Here is a 17,626-nt window from a genome sequence, read left to right as displayed (position 1 = left end):
TGCGGTGTTGGCTGGTGGTGTGGCGTTGGTTGGCTTGTCGCGGCGGCGTGCTGCGCGGTGAGTTAGCGGCGTGAAGTGTTTGGGGGGTGGGCAAAAACCCACCCCCCCAAACGTGTTGCGGGCCACTAGGGCGGTAATCTAAAAGTCGTAGTGGGCAACCTTAAATTTCATTGTTGAAAGAAGTGGGTTCGCACACAGCGGTGGCGACGATGGTGTCGGTTCGTGACAGTTCGTGTTGATGGCTGACTGAAGCCTCTATGCGAATTTCCTGAAAGTCGTTAGCATGTGAAGGAGTGTGGAGAAGCTAATTTCCCGGCTTTGGAAAAGCTGTGAATGTGCTGTGCCGCAATTGGTGTGGGAGTTAGGTAGAGAAAGAGGTCGGAGAATGCGCAGACCAAGCCGAAAAGGAGGCTGGCTCGGTGCCTTTGTGGCAAGCGGGTCAGCTGTCGCGCTTATTTTCGGAATATCCAGTACGGCGACAGCGGGAGGGGAGTCAGCGCCGGCCCTGCAGTCTGCCTTTACGCAGTCCTTGGCGCGCCTGGCTGATGACAATATCGCCATTGGTGACCCAGCCCCACTGGCTGGCCCCGTGCCGGTAGAGGGCGCCGCAACTGCCGAGCCGACCGCGGCCCCCGCCCCGCAGGCGCCAGAGTCGCAGTCCCCCGCCCCGATAACAGAAGACACTGCCGCGCCCGCTGAGGACGGCGAGCCTGAGGGTGAGGAGGGGCAGGGCGACCCGGAAGCTGAAGAAACTTCCGCCCCGCCTGCGGAGGAGAGCCCGGCCCCGGAAGAGGAAGACGAGCAGGCCGACCCAGCTGACACCGAGACCAGCGCCCCCAGCCAGCTCCAGCCCCGAAGCTCCCGGTCGGCGGCGCTTGAGCCGAAGGCGCAGGCTGGCGATCTGGCTTTGTCGGTCAAGGTGCACACCGACGGCACCGCAGGCTTCAACGACGACGACAATCCAGGCAACGACTCCGGCAACAAGAACGGCATCGTCCGCGTAAATGACACGGTCACTTACGAGCTGGAGTATGTGGTTCGCACCGGGGTGGCCGAGAATCTCACCTACTCCATCACGTTCCCCAAGGGTATGGAGATCACCGAAGTGCCTGGCTACTGTGCGGGCCCAGGCAGTCAGATCACTCCCAGCTCTGCTGGGAACCCGCGTCTCCCGCTGACCGGCGACTCCATTAACGAGTTGGCGGAGCAGACCTTGACCTGCAACGTGGGGCGGAAGGAAGCTGCCACCGAGAAGGTGTACGTAACCGCCAAGGTCACCAACCTGGTCAAGCAGGGCCAGGAGTTGGCCCCGGTGGCCGCCACGGTCACGGCGACCGGTGTGGATGCCCCGGTTGCCGCCCCCGACCTGCCAAGCGTGCGCGCCTCGGCTCGGCTCATGTGGGACATTTCGAAGAACTCCACCGCCCTGACCCCGGATTCCGGTTACAAGTACGGCCCTGCGTTCGCGCCTTGCTTGTGGGATAACACGCAGCAGTGTTTCGTCACGGGCTACCAAATCACCATCTTCGCGCCGGCAAACGGCAAGGGTGCGATGCCCGCCACGGGAGATGTCACGTTCGTTGACGATCTGTCCCCCGAGGCGCTCTACCCGCAGTTGACCCCCCAGCAGCACGCCCAGATGAACGCCAATCTGGAAAAGTATGGTTCCCGGTTGTATAACAACCAGCGCAACTACTTGATCCCCGGCTCGAAGGTGGGGACCACCCAGAACGGTGTCACGTTGACGCCGGTAAATGCGGTGCGTGACTCCGGCAGGTTGCACCTGAAGACCGACGGTCCAGGCAAGCCTGTCACCATGACCTTGCAAGGAGCCGACTTCTCGCTGCGCACGTTCCCGACGCAGGTGGCGCGCCCGATCGGCTCCGCCCTGCCGGCGGGGCAGGCATACGCCGTGGCGCACGCCTTTGACGTCTACACGCCGGCGGCAGCTGTGCGCGACTTTGGCATTGAGGACCCGCGGGCGCTCTCGTGGAGCTTGGACACGCGCAACGCGTTTACCAAGCTCGACATCACCGGGCTGACCCCGACGGACAAGCAGACCAGCGCCGATCAGCCGGACTGGAACGACTACCGCACCACTGTGCCGGTGGTACAGATTGGTAACGCCTTCTCGAAGTACTTTGCGGGAGTGCCCGGTACCGAACGCAACATGACCCCCGCCGACTTTGAGCCTGGCTTCTCGTGGACCGCGGAAGGGCCGCCGGGTGGGGCAACGCAGCGTTCGGGGGACATCACGGTCGCCCCGACCCAGGAGATCATCTCGGTGCTGCAGACGCGCGGTAGCTCGCCGCTGCTGCCGGCCAAGATCTCCATGCTCATGTGTGACGCGTGGGATAACTCCAAGCTGCACCTGAAAGAAAAGAACTACCCGGGCTCGTCCCTCGCGGGTGGCCAAAAGGTCCCGTCTGGCGGTAAGGCCGTGTGGGTTTCGGGGTACAACAACCTCGCCAATGCCACCAACACCGATGCGCGTGACGCTGTTTCTGCCGACGAGGTGCCTGCGATCAAGGTGCAGTACTCGGCCGTTGCGGGCGGCCCGGGCGAGGCATCGCGCTGCGGCGACGCGCAGGGTCCCTGGTTTGATTCGCCTGCCGAGGTGCCGGGCAACGACCCGGACAAGGCGGCCCGTGGGGTCTACACGGGCGTGTCCCGCGTGCGGGTGACGACGCTCTTGCCCGAGCCGGTGGGCAACTTCTACCAGTTCGCCACGGGTTACCACATGCAGGTATCGGTGGGGCTAGAGGTCGCGGACAACGGACACGAAACCGGGACGCGCATTCCGAACTGGGCTTCGGCTAAGCGGGTTCCTTTCGAGGAGCTAGACACGGCCGGGATCATTGCGGCCAACCAGGGTTGGACCCCGTCGACCTACAACGAGAACACCCACCGTGGGGTGCTCGGTGACCGTCTGACTTTGGCTCACGCCCAGGTGCGGATCGCCAAGGCGGTGCGAAAGGGCACGACCGGCCCGTTCACTAAGACCCCGCCGAACGTAACCGGTAACGACACCGTGCAGTACCAGCTGTCTCCCTCCCTCACGTCGGCGGCTGTCACGCGGGGCGTGCGCAAGGACGTGTGGGTGGAAGACTGCATCCCCGCCTCGCAAAGCTACGCGTCGGCGTCCGTGGCCCCCAACGTCGTACAGCAAGGCTCAATGCCTGCCGATGCCAAGCGCCAGGCATGTGGGCCAGGCGAGACGTACGTGCGGTGGGTGCTGCCGCAGCAGGAGGTCAACGAGGTTATTGAGCCGATCATCCTGTCAGTGGAGGTAGACCCGACGGTCAACGACGGGGTGTACACCAACCGGGTGGAGGTCTGGGCGCAGGACGACGCCTCGACCTTGGCGCAGCGGGTTGACACCGCTGACGTGCAGGTTGCGAACGTGGCGGGTGTCAAGCTGCAAAAGCTCGCCTTGACGCCGGTGGTGCAGGTAAACCGCCCGGGCCCGGCTGTGTTCGACGAGCACAAGTGGCGTATACGTTTGACCAACACGTTGCCGACTTCCGATGCCACCCGGGTAGAGAACCCCGACATCATTGATGTGCTGCCGCGGCAGGGGCTGAACGGCACTCGTTTCTCGGGCAGCTTCGGGTTCGTCTCCGCTGAGATCTCGCGGGGTAACAGCCAGACCAGGTTGCTGTACACCTCGGCGGCCGATGTGAACAACGACCCGCGGCATCCTTCCAACGCCGCCGACGGTGCGACCACCTGGTGCGATTCGCCATTTGGGGGAGTCGTGGTGTCCGGGACGGGCACCTGCCCGGCTGACCCGAACGAAGTTACGGCGTTGCGGGTGCAGCAGTCGGGGGTCTACCCCTCGGGCTCGGTTATCGAGGTTGACCTGTCCATGATCGGGGTGGATAACGTCCCGGCCGAGGACTACGTCAACTCCGTGTCTGCCGCTGCGGACGGTTTGAAGTTCACTATCGGTCCGCTCCTGCGGGCGGAGACCACGGTTGCTTCTGAGCTCGGTGACTATTTCTGGATTGATGCCAACGGTAACGGCCTGCAGGACGCGGGCGAACTGCCGGTGGCCGACGCCGAAGTAACCCTGCAGGGGCGCGACGACCTCGGCAACCGCGTCGAGCTGACCACGCGCACCGATGCGGCGGGCCTGTACAAGTTCCCGAACCTGCGGGCCTCCGACGCGAACGGCTACACGGTGACATTCCGGATGCCGGGTGATAAGGCCGCGGAAATGTATGAGTTCACCACCACTAATGGTGGGGACGACATGGCGGATTCCGATGCCGATGGCGCCGGGGTGGCTGCTGGCATTGTGCTGCCGGTCAACACCACTAACCACTCGGTGGACGCCGGTATAGCCAAGCCGCAGATCGATCTCGTGAAGTCGGTGGACAAGGACGTAGTAGCGCCGGGAGACCAGGTGCTGTACACCTTCACGGCCACGAACAACGGGCAAGTGACTTTGCACGATGTCAAGTTGTCGGAAGAGTCCTTCACCAACGGGCGCGGGGAGACCATCCAGCTGGATGCTGCGCCGCAGTTCCAGGCTGACCAGTCCACGGGCACCGTGGACGAGATGGAGGTCGGGGACAAGCTGGTGTGGACGGCGCCCTACACGGTCAAGGAAGGTGACCTGCTGCTGGGCACCACCATCAACAACTCGGCGAAGGTTGAAGGCACCTCCCCGCGTGGCCAGCTGGTGAACGACAAGGACGAACAGCGGGTCCGGCCGAAGGGATCGGGAGCGTTCGTCTTCAGCAAGACCGCTGACCCGGCGTCCAACTCCGAGGTGGTCCCGGGCCAGAAGGTCACCTACACGGTGAAGATTCAGCACCGCGGTGAATTGGCCTTGACGGGCGCGCAGGTGGTGGACGACCTGGCCCAGGTCTTGGACGACGCCACCTACAACGGCGACGTGCAGGCCTCCAGTGGGCAGGCCCAGATCACCGGCACCAAGTTGACATGGAATGGTGACCTGGCGGTGGGACAGACCGTTACCGTCACCTACTCGGTGCAGGTGGGTACGGACGGGGACGCCGCCCTGCGCAACACCGTCTCTACCCCGGACGACCGCGGTCAGTGTGACGACGCGGTGGGCTGCGAGACCCAGCACCGGATCAAGCCGGGTTCGTTTGTCTACTCCAAGGCCGCTGCCCCGGCGTCGGGCAGTAGCGTCAACGTGGGGGACAAGATTGTCTACACCCTGGTGGTGCGGCACGCCGACGGGAACTCCGTAAAGGGCGCGCGCATCAGCGACAACCTGGCACGGGTTCTCGACGACGCCACCTATAACGGTGACGTGGCTGCCTCCAGTGGCACTGCGCAGGTGCAGGGCGAGGAATTGACCTGGTCCGGTGATCTCGCTCCCGGTCAGCGGGCGACTATCACCTTCTCGGTGACGGTCAAGCAGGGTGGCAATCTAGTGCTCGATAACTCGGTAACCTCCGACGACAACCGCGGCAAGTGCGACGTCATCGTGGGTTGTGAGACGACGCATCGGATTGAGCCGGGTTCGTTTGTGTTCTCGAAGGTGGCTGAGGCTGCGTCTGGTTCGACGGTCAATGTGGGCGACAAGATTGTCTACACGTTGAAGGTGCGGCATGCGGCTGGTAACCAGGTTCCTGATGCGCGGATTTCTGACTCGCTGGCGCGGGTGTTGGATGATGCGACTTACAACGGGGACGTGGCTGCTTCGAGTGGTGACGTGCGCGTGGAGGGTGAGACCTTGACTTGGTCGGGCAACGTGGGCGTGGGTGAGGAAATCACCATTACGTTCTCGGTGACGGTTAAGCAGGGTGGTGACCGGACGTTGGTCAACACGGTGACTTCGGATCACGAGCGTGGCAAGTGTGACGACGCGGTGGGTTGTGAGACGACGCATCGGATCACTCCGCCGCCGACGCCCACCCCGACCCCGACGCCATCGCAGACGGTGGTACCGTCGCCGATCCCCTCGGTGACTCCGACTCCGACGCCGAGTGCGCCGCAGACTACTCCGCCGGCTAAGCCGGGGGGCCGCCTGCCGAAGACGGGTGCCGACGCCATCGGCGTGGGATCCATCGCCGGGATCATCCTGGTCGGCGGCCTGGCGCTAGTGGGGCTGTCGCGGCGGCGGCGCGCTAGTTAGCCGAAACTAGGCGGCGGGGGGCGAAGTGCTAAGGCTTCGCCCCCCGCTTTGCCGTGTCCACCGGGCTTCCCGCCGCCGACGGGCTGGTGAGAATAGTTCGCAAAATCGGCTCGCCTAGCTTGTGTGACTTAAGTCCCGATTGCCAGGGTTGGCAGCTTAAATAACAGAATTTGTAGCGAGGCCAGGGAGGAAGGCAACCTCTCCGAGGGGACTTCTGTGCGGGCGCAACGACTGGGGCGATCGCCCCAGGTTGAGTGGCGTGCGACGGCGTCATTGGTTGCGCGTTAGTGTCACCTACAGGGCGGGGTCAGGAAGTCTTCAGGGGCGATCGCCCCGGAAACGCCCCAAGGCCTCGGAGAATTGAGGGCAAATTGGCTGTGTTGATCCTCGGATTTACCTGTGTCTTTACCTACTAATCTTGGTGGTGTTGCCATGATTACATCTTCCAGGAAGGACGCGCGTCTATGAACCTCATCAGGCGCTTTGCGAAGACTGGGTTTGGCGCTCTGGCCGCTTTGGCCCTAGTCGTCGGCCCAGCCACCGTGGCGCAAGCCACGGATGTTGTTATTGATGATTCCCGAACTTCGGGCATTGCCATCATCACGGAGAAGGGCGGCAACCGCAGCGGCGGTGGGGTGGTCTCGCTCTTCAACGTTAAGGGCGCTGGCGTCGACGGCTCGACCGTGCAGGCATACTGTGTCGAATTGGGGCGCCGGGCGCGCTACGACGCTCCCGGGGTGGTGACCGACTGGGCTAACTACCAGGGTGACAACGCCTTCAAGCACGACCCCGTGGTGCGGGAAAAGGTCGGCTGGATCATCCAGCACAGCTACCCGAAGGTGCCCGCCGAGGAGATCGCGAAGGCCGCCGGGGTCGACGTGAACATCTTCTCCAAGGAGCAGTTGGAGTCCATCGTCATCTCCGGCACCCAGGGCGCGATCTGGACCCTCACCGACGGCGTGAACTTCGTGGGGGTCTCGCAGCGTGAAGGCGGCGACCCGTACAACCCGAAGGCCCGCACCACCGGCAAGGTGCTCGGCAAAGAGCACCCGGCTCAGATTGCTACCACCCAGGTGGTGGACTATCTCAAGGGCCCGGAGAACACTGGTCTGAAGGAATCGCAGGTGGCGGCCTCCGTCAAGCTGACCGGCCCGGGCGGCGAGTTCGCTCCCGGCAGCAAGGCTGGCCCCATCCTGGTGGAAACCAACCAGCCCACGGCTAACCTGACCGTCACCCCGGGCCTGCCCGTGGTGGACGCCAAGGGAGCCGCTGTTGACCTGTCTGCGGTTCCGAACGGCACCGAGCTTTTCGTGCAGATTCCCGCCGATGCGGACGGTGGTGAGGTGGTCTTCACCGCCGACGTGGCCACCACGCTGGTGCACGGCAAGGTCTTCACCCCGCAGCCGCACTCGAATGGCAAGCCGGCCCAGTCCGTCGTGCTCATCGAGATCAATCCGTCCAACGCCAACGCCGAGGCGCGCTTGACCATCAAGCCGCGCGCCGCGGTTCCGGCTCTTGGCACCTCCGCCGAGTTCAAGGGCGGCGGCAAGGTCGTGCCGGCTGAGGGTGGCGTGGTCGTTGACACCGTTTCCTACACCGACTTCACGGTCGGCACCGAGTACACCATCAAGGGCGAACTGATGGACAAGGCCACCGGCACCGGTACCGGAATCACCGCCGAGACCAAGTTCACCCCCACTGAGAAGAACGGCACCGTAGCCCTCGAGTTCACCGTGCCCGCCGGGCACGAGGGCAAGACCTTCGTGGTCTTTGAGACCGCCTACACCAGTGCCGACATGAAGGAAGTAGCTTCCCACCGCGACATCAACGACGCGGCCCAGACCGTGACCGTTGACAAGCCCGCCCCCGTCGTCAAGCTCGCCACCCAGGCCAAGGACAAGGCCGACGGTGACCAGGTGATCGGCGCTGATGGCGGCACCGTCGTTGACACCGTCTCCTACTGGGGCCTGACCCCCGGCCAGGAATACACGGTCAGCGGCGAACTGATGGACAAGGCCACCGGCAAGGGCACCGGCATCAAGGCCGAAGCCAAGTTCACCCCCAAGGAAGCGGACGGCACGATCGACGTGGAGTTCGTGGTTCCCGCTGGGCACGGCGGCAAGACCTTCGTGGTCTTCGAATCGCTGGTGGACGCGCACGGCCAGTTGGTGGCCGAGCACCACGATCTGGAGGACAAGGCCCAGACGGTGACGATCGAGGCGCCCAAGCCCGGTCCGTCCCCGACCCCCACTCCGACGCCGAGCAAGCCGGGCAAGCCCCAGCTGCCGAAGACGGGTGCCAACGCGGTGCTCATCGGCTCGCTGGCGGGTCTGGCAGCGGCCGCAGGTGCGGCATTCGTCCTGGTCTCCCGCCGTCGGCGGCAGTAATCAGGTGAGTTAACCGAAGTGGGGGCGAGCGCCGTGCTCGCCCCCACTTCCATTTGGCACACTTGCGGGGTGAGTCTCTACCCCGCCCCCGTAGCCCACCCTGCCGCCCTAGCCCCCTTCAAAGCGGATCTGCAGCGCGCCAAGTGGGATGTGGACCATGTCAACGGGCTCCTCGGCGCGCAGGCGCAAGCCGCGCTCCTCCGGGAGCAGCGCGTGCCGGCGCTGCAGGCCGCCCGGGCTATCGCCCCCGGAACTGTCGGGGCCGCTCGCGCGCTCTTGACCCGGCTGTTCATCCTCGGAGATACGCTCAGTGAGGCGGAACTGCAGTCCGCCCTGCCGACGGCGGGCCGAACCGGAGCCCAGCAGCTGGGGCTGGTGACGGCGACGACCGCCGGTTGGCAGGCCACCGTCGACCTGCGTCCCCACTCTGCCTTTGGGGCCGAGCAGTGGTTTGCCTCCGACCGCAGTGAGATGACCGCGGGGACTGCCCTCGCCCCGACACACGTGTTGGGCGTAGGCGGGGCGTCGGCCACGTTGGCGGCCTGGACCATTCGCGAAAGCGTGGCAGGCGGGCGCCACGGCCTGGCCATTGATATCGGCACCGGCTGCGGCATTCAGGCGTTGCAGGCCGCCCACTTTTCCACCGCCGTGATTGGCACCGACATATCCGCGCGGGCGCTGCAATTCGCCCGTTTCAACGCGGCCCTGAACGGTATCGACGTGGAGTGGCGCACCGGGTCGCTGCTGGCACCGGTGGCCGAGTGTCAGGCGGACCTCATCGTATCCAACCCGCCGTTCGTTATTACGCCCCCGGAACTAGCGCTGCCGCTCATGGAGTATCGCGATGGGGGCTGGGGAGGAGACCGCCTGGTGGCCGAGCTGGTGGCGGGGCTGGGCGAGCGCCTGGCCCCCGGCGGGGTGGCACAGTTGCTGGCCAACTGGGAACACCACCAGGGGCAGCCGTGGCAGCAGCGGGTGGCAGCCTGGCTGCCGTCGGGAGTCAATGCCTGGGTGGTGCAACGCGAGGTGCTTGATCCCGCCGAATATGTGGAGATGTGGCTGCGGGACGGTGGCCTCGACCCGCGCAGCGACCGCCCCACCTACGAGCAGCACTACGGCGAGTGGCTCGCTGACTTCAGGACGCGCGCGGTGCAGGGCATTGGCTTTGGCCAGATCATCCTGCATCGACCGCCCACCCCCGGCCCCACCTGGCAGCGCCTGGAACACGTCGACAGTCTCGGGACGGCCGACCCCGCTAGTCATGTGCTCGCCACCTTGCGGGTAGGGCAACAGTTGGCGGCCCTGGACGATACCGAGCTGGCGGCCGCTACCGTCCGCGTGGCTGCCGACGTAGTCGAGGAGCGGTACACCATGCCCGGCACGGGGGAGCTGCGCCTAATGCGGCTGGCCCAGGGGGGCGGCCTAGCGCGGCAGTTTGCACTGGGCACGGCAGAGGCGGCCGTGGTGGGGGCGTGCGACGGAGAATTACCGCTCGGGGTGCTGTGCGACGCGGTGGCGGGCCTGCTGGAGGCCGACGCCGCCGCAGTCCGTGCCGCCTGCCTCCCGCTCATTCGTGACCTGCTCTTCGGCGGGTTGCTGGAACTGGTGCACCCCGCCGAGGGCTCACAAAATGAACAGGCGTGAGTGAGGGTGCCTGTTAGCGCCCCAGGGTGTGTACAGTCTCGGATTGTTATTCGCCTTGCTAAGGGAGTTAAACGTGGCTAAGAAGCTCGTCATCGTGGAGTCGCCGGCGAAAGCCAAACGGATCGGCACGTTCCTTGGCGACGACTACGTGGTCGAGGCGTCCGTCGGGCACATCCGGGACCTGCCGCAGCCACGCGACCTGCCGGAGACGCTGAAGAAGTCCGGTTACGGCAAGTTTGCGGTCGATGTCGAAAACGACTTCGAGCCCTACTACGTCGTCGACAGCGAGAAAAAGAAGAAGGTGGCCGAGCTCAAGCGGCTGCTGAAGGAGGCCGACGAGCTCTACCTGGCCACTGATGAGGACCGCGAAGGCGAAGCCATCGCTTGGCACCTGCTGCAGGTGCTCAAGCCCAAGGTGCCGGTTAAGCGCATGGTTTTCCACGAAATCACCAAGGAGGCCATCACCCGCGCCTTGGCCGCCACCCGGCAGGTGGACACCAACCTGGTTGACGCGCAGGAGACCCGCCGCATCCTGGATCGCCTGGTGGGGTTCGAGGTCTCGCCGCTGCTGTGGCGCAAGGTCCGCACCGGGCTGTCCGCCGGGCGGGTGCAGTCGGTGGCCACCCGCCTGGTGGTGGATCGCGAACGCGAGCGCATGGCGTTTGTGCCCGCAGGCTTCCACTCGGTGACCGCCCAGTTGCAGGCAGCCGCGGAGGAGTTCACCGCGCGCCTAACCCAAGTGGACGGGGTGAGCCTCGCGACCGGCCGTGACTTCGGGGACGACGGTCAGCTCACCGCCGCGGCCCGCAAGGCAGGGGTGCAGGTGTTGTCCCCAGCGCAAGCCGAGGCACTGGCTGCCTCGCTCCAGGGAGCCACCGCGCAGGTGACCGCGGTGGAGTCCAAGCCCTACACGCGGCGCCCGGCGGCCCCGTTTACCACCTCCACCCTGCAACAGGAAGCGGGCCGCAAGCTGCGCATGAACTCGCGCGACACGATGCGCACCGCCCAGTCGCTGTACGAGAACGGGTACATCACGTACATGCGGACCGACTCCACGGCCCTGTCCAGCCAAGCGATCTCTGCGGCCCGCAGCCAGGCGGTCGAACTGTACGGTGCCGACGTCGTGCCGCCCGCCCCGCGTCTCTACGCCAAACAGGCCAAGGGGGCGCAGGAGGCCCACGAGGCCATCCGGCCTGCGGGGGACCACTTCCGCACTCCGGCCCAGGTGCGTAGTGAACTGAACGCTTCCGAGTTCGCGCTCTACGAACTGATCTGGAAGCGTACCCTGGCCTCCCAGATGGTGGACGCGAAGGGGCAGACCTCCACGGTGCGGTTGACTGCCGCAGCTAACGACGGGAGCGGCCCCGTTACCGGCCAGTTGACGGCCAGCGGAACCGTTATCACCACGCGCGGCTTCCTGGCGGCCTACGAAGAAGGCAAGGACGCCGAGCGGTACGACGCGAGTGCCGCCGAGGCCCGGCTGCCCGCCTTGCGGGAGGGCCAGGAGGTCGTGGCGGCGCAGGCCACGGCGAAGGGGCACGAGACGACCGCCCCGCCGCGGTATACCGAAGCCAGCCTGGTAAAGGCGATGGAGGAACGCGGCATCGGGCGTCCCTCTACCTACGCGGCCACCATTTCGGTGATCATCGACCGCGGCTACGTCTCCCGGCGCGGCCAGGCACTCGTGCCGACCTGGTTGGCTTTCAGCGTCGTGCGGCTCCTGGAAGACAATCTGGCCGAACTGGTGGACTACGACTTCACCGCCGCGATGGAAAGCGACCTGGACCGGATCGCGGCCGGCCAAGCCGAGCGAGTGGCTTGGTTGCGGCGCTTCTTCTTCGGGTCCGGGCAGGAGCAGGGACTGCGCGGGGTGGGCCTGCAGGCCACGGTGGAAGCGTTGGGGGAGATCGACGCCCGGGCGGTGAACTCCATCGAGGTCGCCGACGGGGTGCAGGTGCGGGTGGGGCGGTATGGCCCCTATCTGGAAAATGCCGAGGGGCAGCGGGCCAACCTGCCCGACGACGTCGCCCCCGACGAGCTGACGGCCGCCAAGGTGGCTGAACTGTATGCCCGGGCGGCCGACGACGGCCGCGAGTTGGGAATAGACCCAGCCAGCGGGCACCCCATCATTGCCAAGGACGGACGTTTCGGCCCGTACGTGACGGAGGTATTGCCGCAGGCCCCGGAGGGCAAGAAGGCCCCCAAGCCGCGCACGGCTTCCCTGTTTAAGTCGATGGACCTGGCCACCGTGAACCTGGAGCAGGCCCTGGCACTGCTGTCGCTACCGCGGGTGGTCGGGGTGGACGCGGCCGGGGTGGAGATTACGGCGCAAAACGGCCGCTACGGGCCGTACCTGAAGAAGGGGACCGATTCCCGTTCGTTGGGCAGCGAGGAGGAGCTGTTCACCGTGAGCCTGGAGCAGGCCGAAGCCATCTTTGCCCAGCCGAAGACGCGCGGGCGCGCTGCCGCCAAGCCTCCGCTAGCTGAGTTCGGGGCCGACCCAGTAACGGGTGGGACCGTCGTGGTCAAGGACGGGCGGTTTGGCCCTTACATCACGGACGGCAAGACGAATGTGACGGTGCCCCGCGGGGTGGATTTGGAGAGCCTGGACGCCGAGCAAGCCTTCGCGTTGCTGGCTGACAAGCGCGCTAAGGGCCCTGCCAAGAAGCCCGCGGCGCGGAAGACCACTGCCAAGAAGAGCACCGCCAAGACCACGAGCGCCAAGAAAACCACCGCCAAGAAAACGGCGGCAAAAAAAGCGGAGTAGCGCGGCCCCCGCGGGGGCGGTCACCTGGGTAACGTGGGGCAATGGACGTACAACCGTTGCCTGCCCCGCCGGACCCACTGGCCGCCCCACCGTTGAACTGGGCCATTATTGGTACCGGCGGCATTGCCACCCGCTTTGCCACCGAGATCCCAGCCTTGACCCGCTCGCGCATCCTTGCCGTGGGGTCACGCACCCCGGCACGGGCCGCGCAGTTTGCCGCCCAGCACGGCGTAGCCAAATACGGCACCTATGCCGAGGTGGTGGCCCTGCCGGAGGTGGAGGCCGTCTATGTTGCCACCCCCCACTCGGAGCATCGCGACCACGCCCTGCTGGCCCTGCAGGCCGGCAAACCGGTGCTGGTGGAGAAGGCCTTCACCCGGTGCCGCCAGCAGGCCGAAGAGGTCTTCACGGCGGCGGCCGCTGCCAACCTGTTCGTCATGGAGGCAATGTGGACCCGCTTCTTGCCGGTGGCGGTGGCAGTGCGGGCCCTGCTGGCGGAAGGCGCCCTCGGACAACTCGTGGCCTTTAGCGCCGATCACAGCCAAAGCCTGGAGCACGTTGAACGCTTAGTACGCCCCGAATTGGCTGGCGGAGCCCTGTTGGATCTGGGCGTCTATCCGATCGCCTTCGCCCACGACCTGCTGGGCCGCCCCCAGGCGGTGGCCGCCCTCGGGCAGAGTCTGGCAACGGGCGTCGATGCCACCAGCGGGATCGTGCTGCAATTCTCCGACGCGGTGGCGGCCCTCACCACTTCCCTGCGGGCGGCCGGGGCGCAAGGCGCGAGCCTCCTGGGTACGGCTGCGCGCCTCGACATCGCTGGGCCGTTCTACCGCCGCACCAGCTTCACCGTCACCGGTGCGGGGCAGACGCACCAGTGGCAGGAGGCCGCCGGGCCAGATACCCCGGCGGGCCGTGCCCAAGCGGCGGGTGTGGAGGGTGGATTCGAATATCAGGCCGCCGAGGTGGCGCGTTGCCTGGCCGCGGGGCGCACCGAGTCGGCAGTAATGCCGTGGCGGGCCACGCTGGAAATCATGGAAATCATGGACGAAGTACGGCGGCAGCTCGGCGTCGAATACCCAGCTTGATGGGACACCGGAGGGTCGGTGGGCACGTTAGCATGCGCCCATGCAGTCATTCGCGCCCGATCATCGTTTCGCTCCGGCCGGTTTTTTCGTCGCCTTCGAGGGCGGGGATGGGGCGGGCAAAACCACGCAACGGGATTTGCTGGCGGCACACTTGGAGCGCGTCGGCTGGCAGGTGACCCTCGCCCGCGAGCCGGGCGGGACCCCGTTGGGGCGAGAGATTCGCCAGCTGCTCCTGCACGGTGAGCACGTGTCCGCGCGCGCTGAGGCGCTGCTGTACGCCGCCGACCGGGCCCACCACGTGGCCGAGGTCGTGCTGCCGGCATTGGCGGCCGGCGGGGCGGTCATTACGGACCGCTTCTTGGACTCCTCGGTGGCCTACCAGGGTGGGGCCCGCAAACTCGGGCGCCACGAGGTGCGGGATCTGTCGCTGTGGGCAACCGAAGGTCTCGTGCCGCACCTGACATTTTTGTTGGACGTGCCCGCGAGCGTGGGAGCCAAACGGCGCCAGAATGCCGATCGGGCCGACGAAGATCGCCTGGAAAGAGAGGCGTTGGACTTCCATGAGCGGGTGCGGGCCGTCTACCTGGATCTGGCGGGTGACGCCGGGGAGCGGTACGTGGTGCTGGACGGCACCGTGAGTGTGGAGGAACTCGGGGCCCAGGTGGCCGCCGCCGCCGACGCCTTCCTCGCCGCGCACGGCATCGTCCCGGGCAAGGGGGCACGGGCGTGAGCGTGTGGGACCAATTGATCGGTCAAGGCCCGGCAATTGCGACGCTGCAGCGGGCCGTGGCCGAGCAACGCTCTATGACCCACGCCTGGTTAGTGACCGGGCCGCCCGGTTCGGGGCGCTCGGTGGCGGCCCGGGCTTTCGCGGCGGCGCTCCAGTGCGAGCGGACCCCCGCCGGCTGCGGGCAGTGCCACGCCTGCCAGACCGCGCTCGCGGGGAAACACCCCGACGTCACCGTGATCGCCACCGACAAGGTGACGATGTCGATCGATGAGGTGCGCTCGCTGGTGTCGCTGGCGCAGCGGGCGCCGCATAGTGGCCGCTGGCGCGTCCTCATTTTGGAGGATGCCGACCGCATGCTGGAACGCACCTCGAATGTGCTGCTGAAGGCCATCGAGGAGCCGCCCGCGCGGACGGTGTGGATGCTGTGTGCGCCGAGCCCCCTAGACGTGATTACCACCATCCGGTCGCGGTGTCGTTCGCTGACTTTACGGATTCCGCCCGTGCAGGACGTCGTCGACCTGTTGGTGCGGGACGGCATAGACCCGCAGGTGGCGGGCGAGGCCGCCCGCGCGGCCCAGTGTCACGTGGGGATGGCGCGCCGCCTCGCGCGCGATCCGCAGGCGCGCCAGCGGCGGCGGCGTTTGGTGACGTTGCCAGCCATGGTGCGCAACGTGGGCGACTGTGTATTCGCCGCCGCCGAGCTCATGGAGGTAGCGGGCGAGCAAGCCAAGGCGCAGACCGAGGAACGGCACCAACAGGAAAAAGCCGAGTTGCTCCGCACCCTGGGGGCGCAGGATTCCGGCCGCCTGGCCCCCGCGCTGCGGGCCCAGGTGCGGGCTCTGGAGGACGAGCACAAGCGGCGCTCCACCCGCGCGCTGCGGGATACGCTGGACCGGGTTTTGGTGGACCTACTGTCTCTGTATCGCGACGTATACCTGCAGCAGGTGGACAGCACGGTGGACCCCATTAACGTCGACCTAGCGGAGGAAATTGCGGTGCTGGCGCGCGAGTCGGAGCCCGCGCGGACAATGGCACGTATTGATGCGGTAGCCGAGGCGCGTGAACGCTTGGCGGCCAATGTTTCCCCCTTGTTGGCCCTGGAAGCGATGATGGTGGCGCTCCGCCCCTGGGATTAGCAAACTCAGCCCTAAGTAGCAGGGGCGACCGCCCTTAATGTGCCCCGAGATTTCGTGCTGCAGATTGATGCGGCACGTCACGATTACTGCGTATGGTTGCGAGGTGAAATCAAAACCTGCGCTGATAATCGTTCTGCTTGTAATTGCGGTGGTAGCAGCTGGTGTGGCTGTCTACTCCGCCACCTCATCCCCGAGTGCCGCCCCGACGCCGCATACCTCCACCCCGGCGCAAGACGCCCCCCGCGACAGCGAACGCAGCCGGGAGAACCTGCCCGCCGCCCCCGCGGGGTTGGAGAATTTCTATGGCCAGACCCCGCAGTGGGGCCCGTGCGAGGAGGGGGGCCCGGAGTGGGACTGCGCCACGGTGCAGGTGCCGTTGAACTACGAAAAGCCCGACGGCAAGACCATCGACATCGCCTTGAAACGGCTAAAGGGGGCGAACGCTAAGGCCAGCCTCTTCGTCAACTTCGGCGGGCCGGGCGGCTCCGGGACCGAGACGGTCACTGACTGGGCGCCGAACGCTCTGTCGCCGGAGATGCGTGCCAACTTCGACATCATCGGCTTTGACCCGCGGGGCGTGCACAAGTCCAGTGGCGTTAGGTGCCGCACGGATGCGGAGCTGGACGAGGACAACGCCAAGTACGAGTTCGGGCGTGGCGAGGAGATGATTAAGAAGATTCAGGCCGAGGCCAAGGAACTGGCGGAGAAATGCCTCGCGAAGAACGACATCGAGTTGCTGAACAACATCAACACGATCTCGGCGGTGCGGGACCTGGACGTCTTGCGTGACGCAGTGGGAGACCCGAAGTTGACCTACATTGGCTACTCCTACGGCACCTTGCTCGGGGCCCGCTACGCGGACACCTTCCCGCAGAACGTGGGGCCGTTCCTCCTGGATTCCGCGGTGGATCCAGCGCTGAGCGACTCGCAGTTGTCCGCCGGGCAGGCGCGGGGCTTCGAGGCCTCGGTGCGTAACTTCATGCAGACCTGCCTAGATAAGGGGAGTGGGTGCCCGTTTACGGGGTCGGTGGACGACGGACTGCAGCAGCTACTGGATTTCATGGATAAAGCCAACAAGAATCCGCTTCCCACCGCGGACAAGAACCGGCCGCTGACCGGCGGGCACGTGTTGGGCCTGGTCATTATCACCCAGTACAACCCGATGAACTTTAACGACGTGGCGATCGAGGCCCTTGCCAACGCCATGCAGAAGAACGACGGTTCGCTGGCGTTGCAGGTCATGGACTTCGTCAATGATCGGGATGCATCGGGGGTCTACAAAACCAATCAGGATGATGCGCTCGTCCTGATTAGGGCGGTGGATGGCGGGCCGGATTCCACTGACCCGGCCGAGTGGGAGAAGGTCAACGATCAGATCCTGAAGGAAGCCCCCATCATGGGCCGTTTCTTCCTCTACAACGACGCCTCGCGGTCGGCCTTCGACATCAAGCCCACCGGCGTGACGGGGCCGGTGAAAGCTGCGGGGGCGGGCCCGATCCTGGTGGTCGGTTCTAAGGGTGATCCCGCCACCATCTATGAGTGGTCCGAGGCTTTGGTCGAGCAGCTGGAAAGCGGGCACCTCATCACCTACGACGGGTGGGGGCACGGGATCTTCGGCGGTAAGTCTGCCTGCATTGACGAGGCCGTGGAGAACTACTTCCTGCGGGGCGAAATGCCGACAGCCAACCTGGTCTGCAACTAGTGGCTAGCGGGGGTGGGGCAAGCCCCACCCCCGCTTGTGCCCTCTTTCACAGCGGTCACG

8 protein-coding genes are annotated in these 17,626 nt (G+C 65.9%); all 8 read left to right on the top strand.

The features are described 5' to 3' along the window. Positions 1–589: 589 nt before the first annotated feature. Complete coding sequence (locus tag BSZ40_RS10330; RefSeq protein ID WP_158020901.1) at positions 590–6,115, top strand: DUF7927 domain-containing protein; 5,526 nt, start codon at positions 590–592, stop codon at positions 6,113–6,115. A 464-nt stretch (positions 6,116–6,579) separates the two neighbouring features. Then, positions 6,580–8,502, top strand: coding sequence for a VaFE repeat-containing surface-anchored protein (locus BSZ40_RS10325; RefSeq protein ID WP_073826090.1), 1,923 nt, complete (start codon positions 6,580–6,582; stop codon positions 8,500–8,502). A 69-nt stretch (positions 8,503–8,571) separates the two neighbouring features. Further along, complete coding sequence (locus BSZ40_RS10320) at positions 8,572–10,146, top strand: DUF7059 domain-containing protein (RefSeq protein ID WP_073826101.1); 1,575 nt, start codon at positions 8,572–8,574, stop codon at positions 10,144–10,146. A gap of 73 nt (positions 10,147–10,219) precedes the next feature. After that, on the top strand, positions 10,220–12,913 hold the full coding sequence (gene topA / locus BSZ40_RS10315) for a type I DNA topoisomerase (RefSeq protein WP_073826088.1): 2,694 nt from the start codon (positions 10,220–10,222) through the stop codon (positions 12,911–12,913). A gap of 41 nt (positions 12,914–12,954) precedes the next feature. Further along, a complete protein-coding gene (locus BSZ40_RS10310) occupies positions 12,955–13,998 on the top strand; it encodes a Gfo/Idh/MocA family protein (protein ID WP_073826086.1) in 1,044 nt (347 codons plus the stop codon). A 40-nt stretch (positions 13,999–14,038) separates the two neighbouring features. Beyond that, positions 14,039–14,728 (top strand): dTMP kinase, encoded by a 690-nt coding sequence (gene tmk / locus BSZ40_RS10305; protein ID WP_073826083.1) that lies wholly within the window; start codon positions 14,039–14,041, stop codon positions 14,726–14,728. Then, positions 14,725–15,864, top strand: a complete 1,140-nt coding sequence (locus BSZ40_RS10300; RefSeq protein ID WP_073826081.1) for a DNA polymerase III subunit delta' — start codon at positions 14,725–14,727, stop codon at positions 15,862–15,864. The genes tmk and BSZ40_RS10300 overlap by 4 nt, the downstream gene beginning before the upstream one ends. Positions 15,865–16,027: 163 nt before the next feature. Next, positions 16,028–17,566 carry an alpha/beta hydrolase gene (locus tag BSZ40_RS10295; RefSeq protein ID WP_158020900.1) on the top strand — a complete coding sequence of 513 codons (1,539 nt, stop codon included), beginning with the start codon at positions 16,028–16,030 and terminating at the stop codon, positions 17,564–17,566. Positions 17,567–17,626: the final 60 nt, after the last annotated feature.

It is taken from the genome of Buchananella hordeovulneris, assembly GCF_001907235.1.
In the GTDB taxonomy this organism is placed as follows: domain Bacteria; phylum Actinomycetota; class Actinomycetes; order Actinomycetales; family Actinomycetaceae; genus Buchananella; species Buchananella hordeovulneris.
Note: the sequence above shows the minus strand (reverse complement) of the source record. Positions and strands in the feature narration are given on the sequence as shown.

Excerpts from the sequence above, each read along its gene's own strand:
- tmk (WP_073826083.1), top strand. The coding sequence starts at position 14,039 with ATGCAGTCATTCGCGCCCGATCATCGTTTCGCTCCGGCCGGTTTTTTC.
- BSZ40_RS10310 (WP_073826086.1), top strand. The coding sequence starts at position 12,955 with ATGGACGTACAACCGTTGCCTGCCCCGCCGGACCCACTGGCCGCCCCA.
- BSZ40_RS10325 (WP_073826090.1), top strand. The coding sequence starts at position 6,580 with ATGAACCTCATCAGGCGCTTTGCGAAGACTGGGTTTGGCGCTCTGGCC.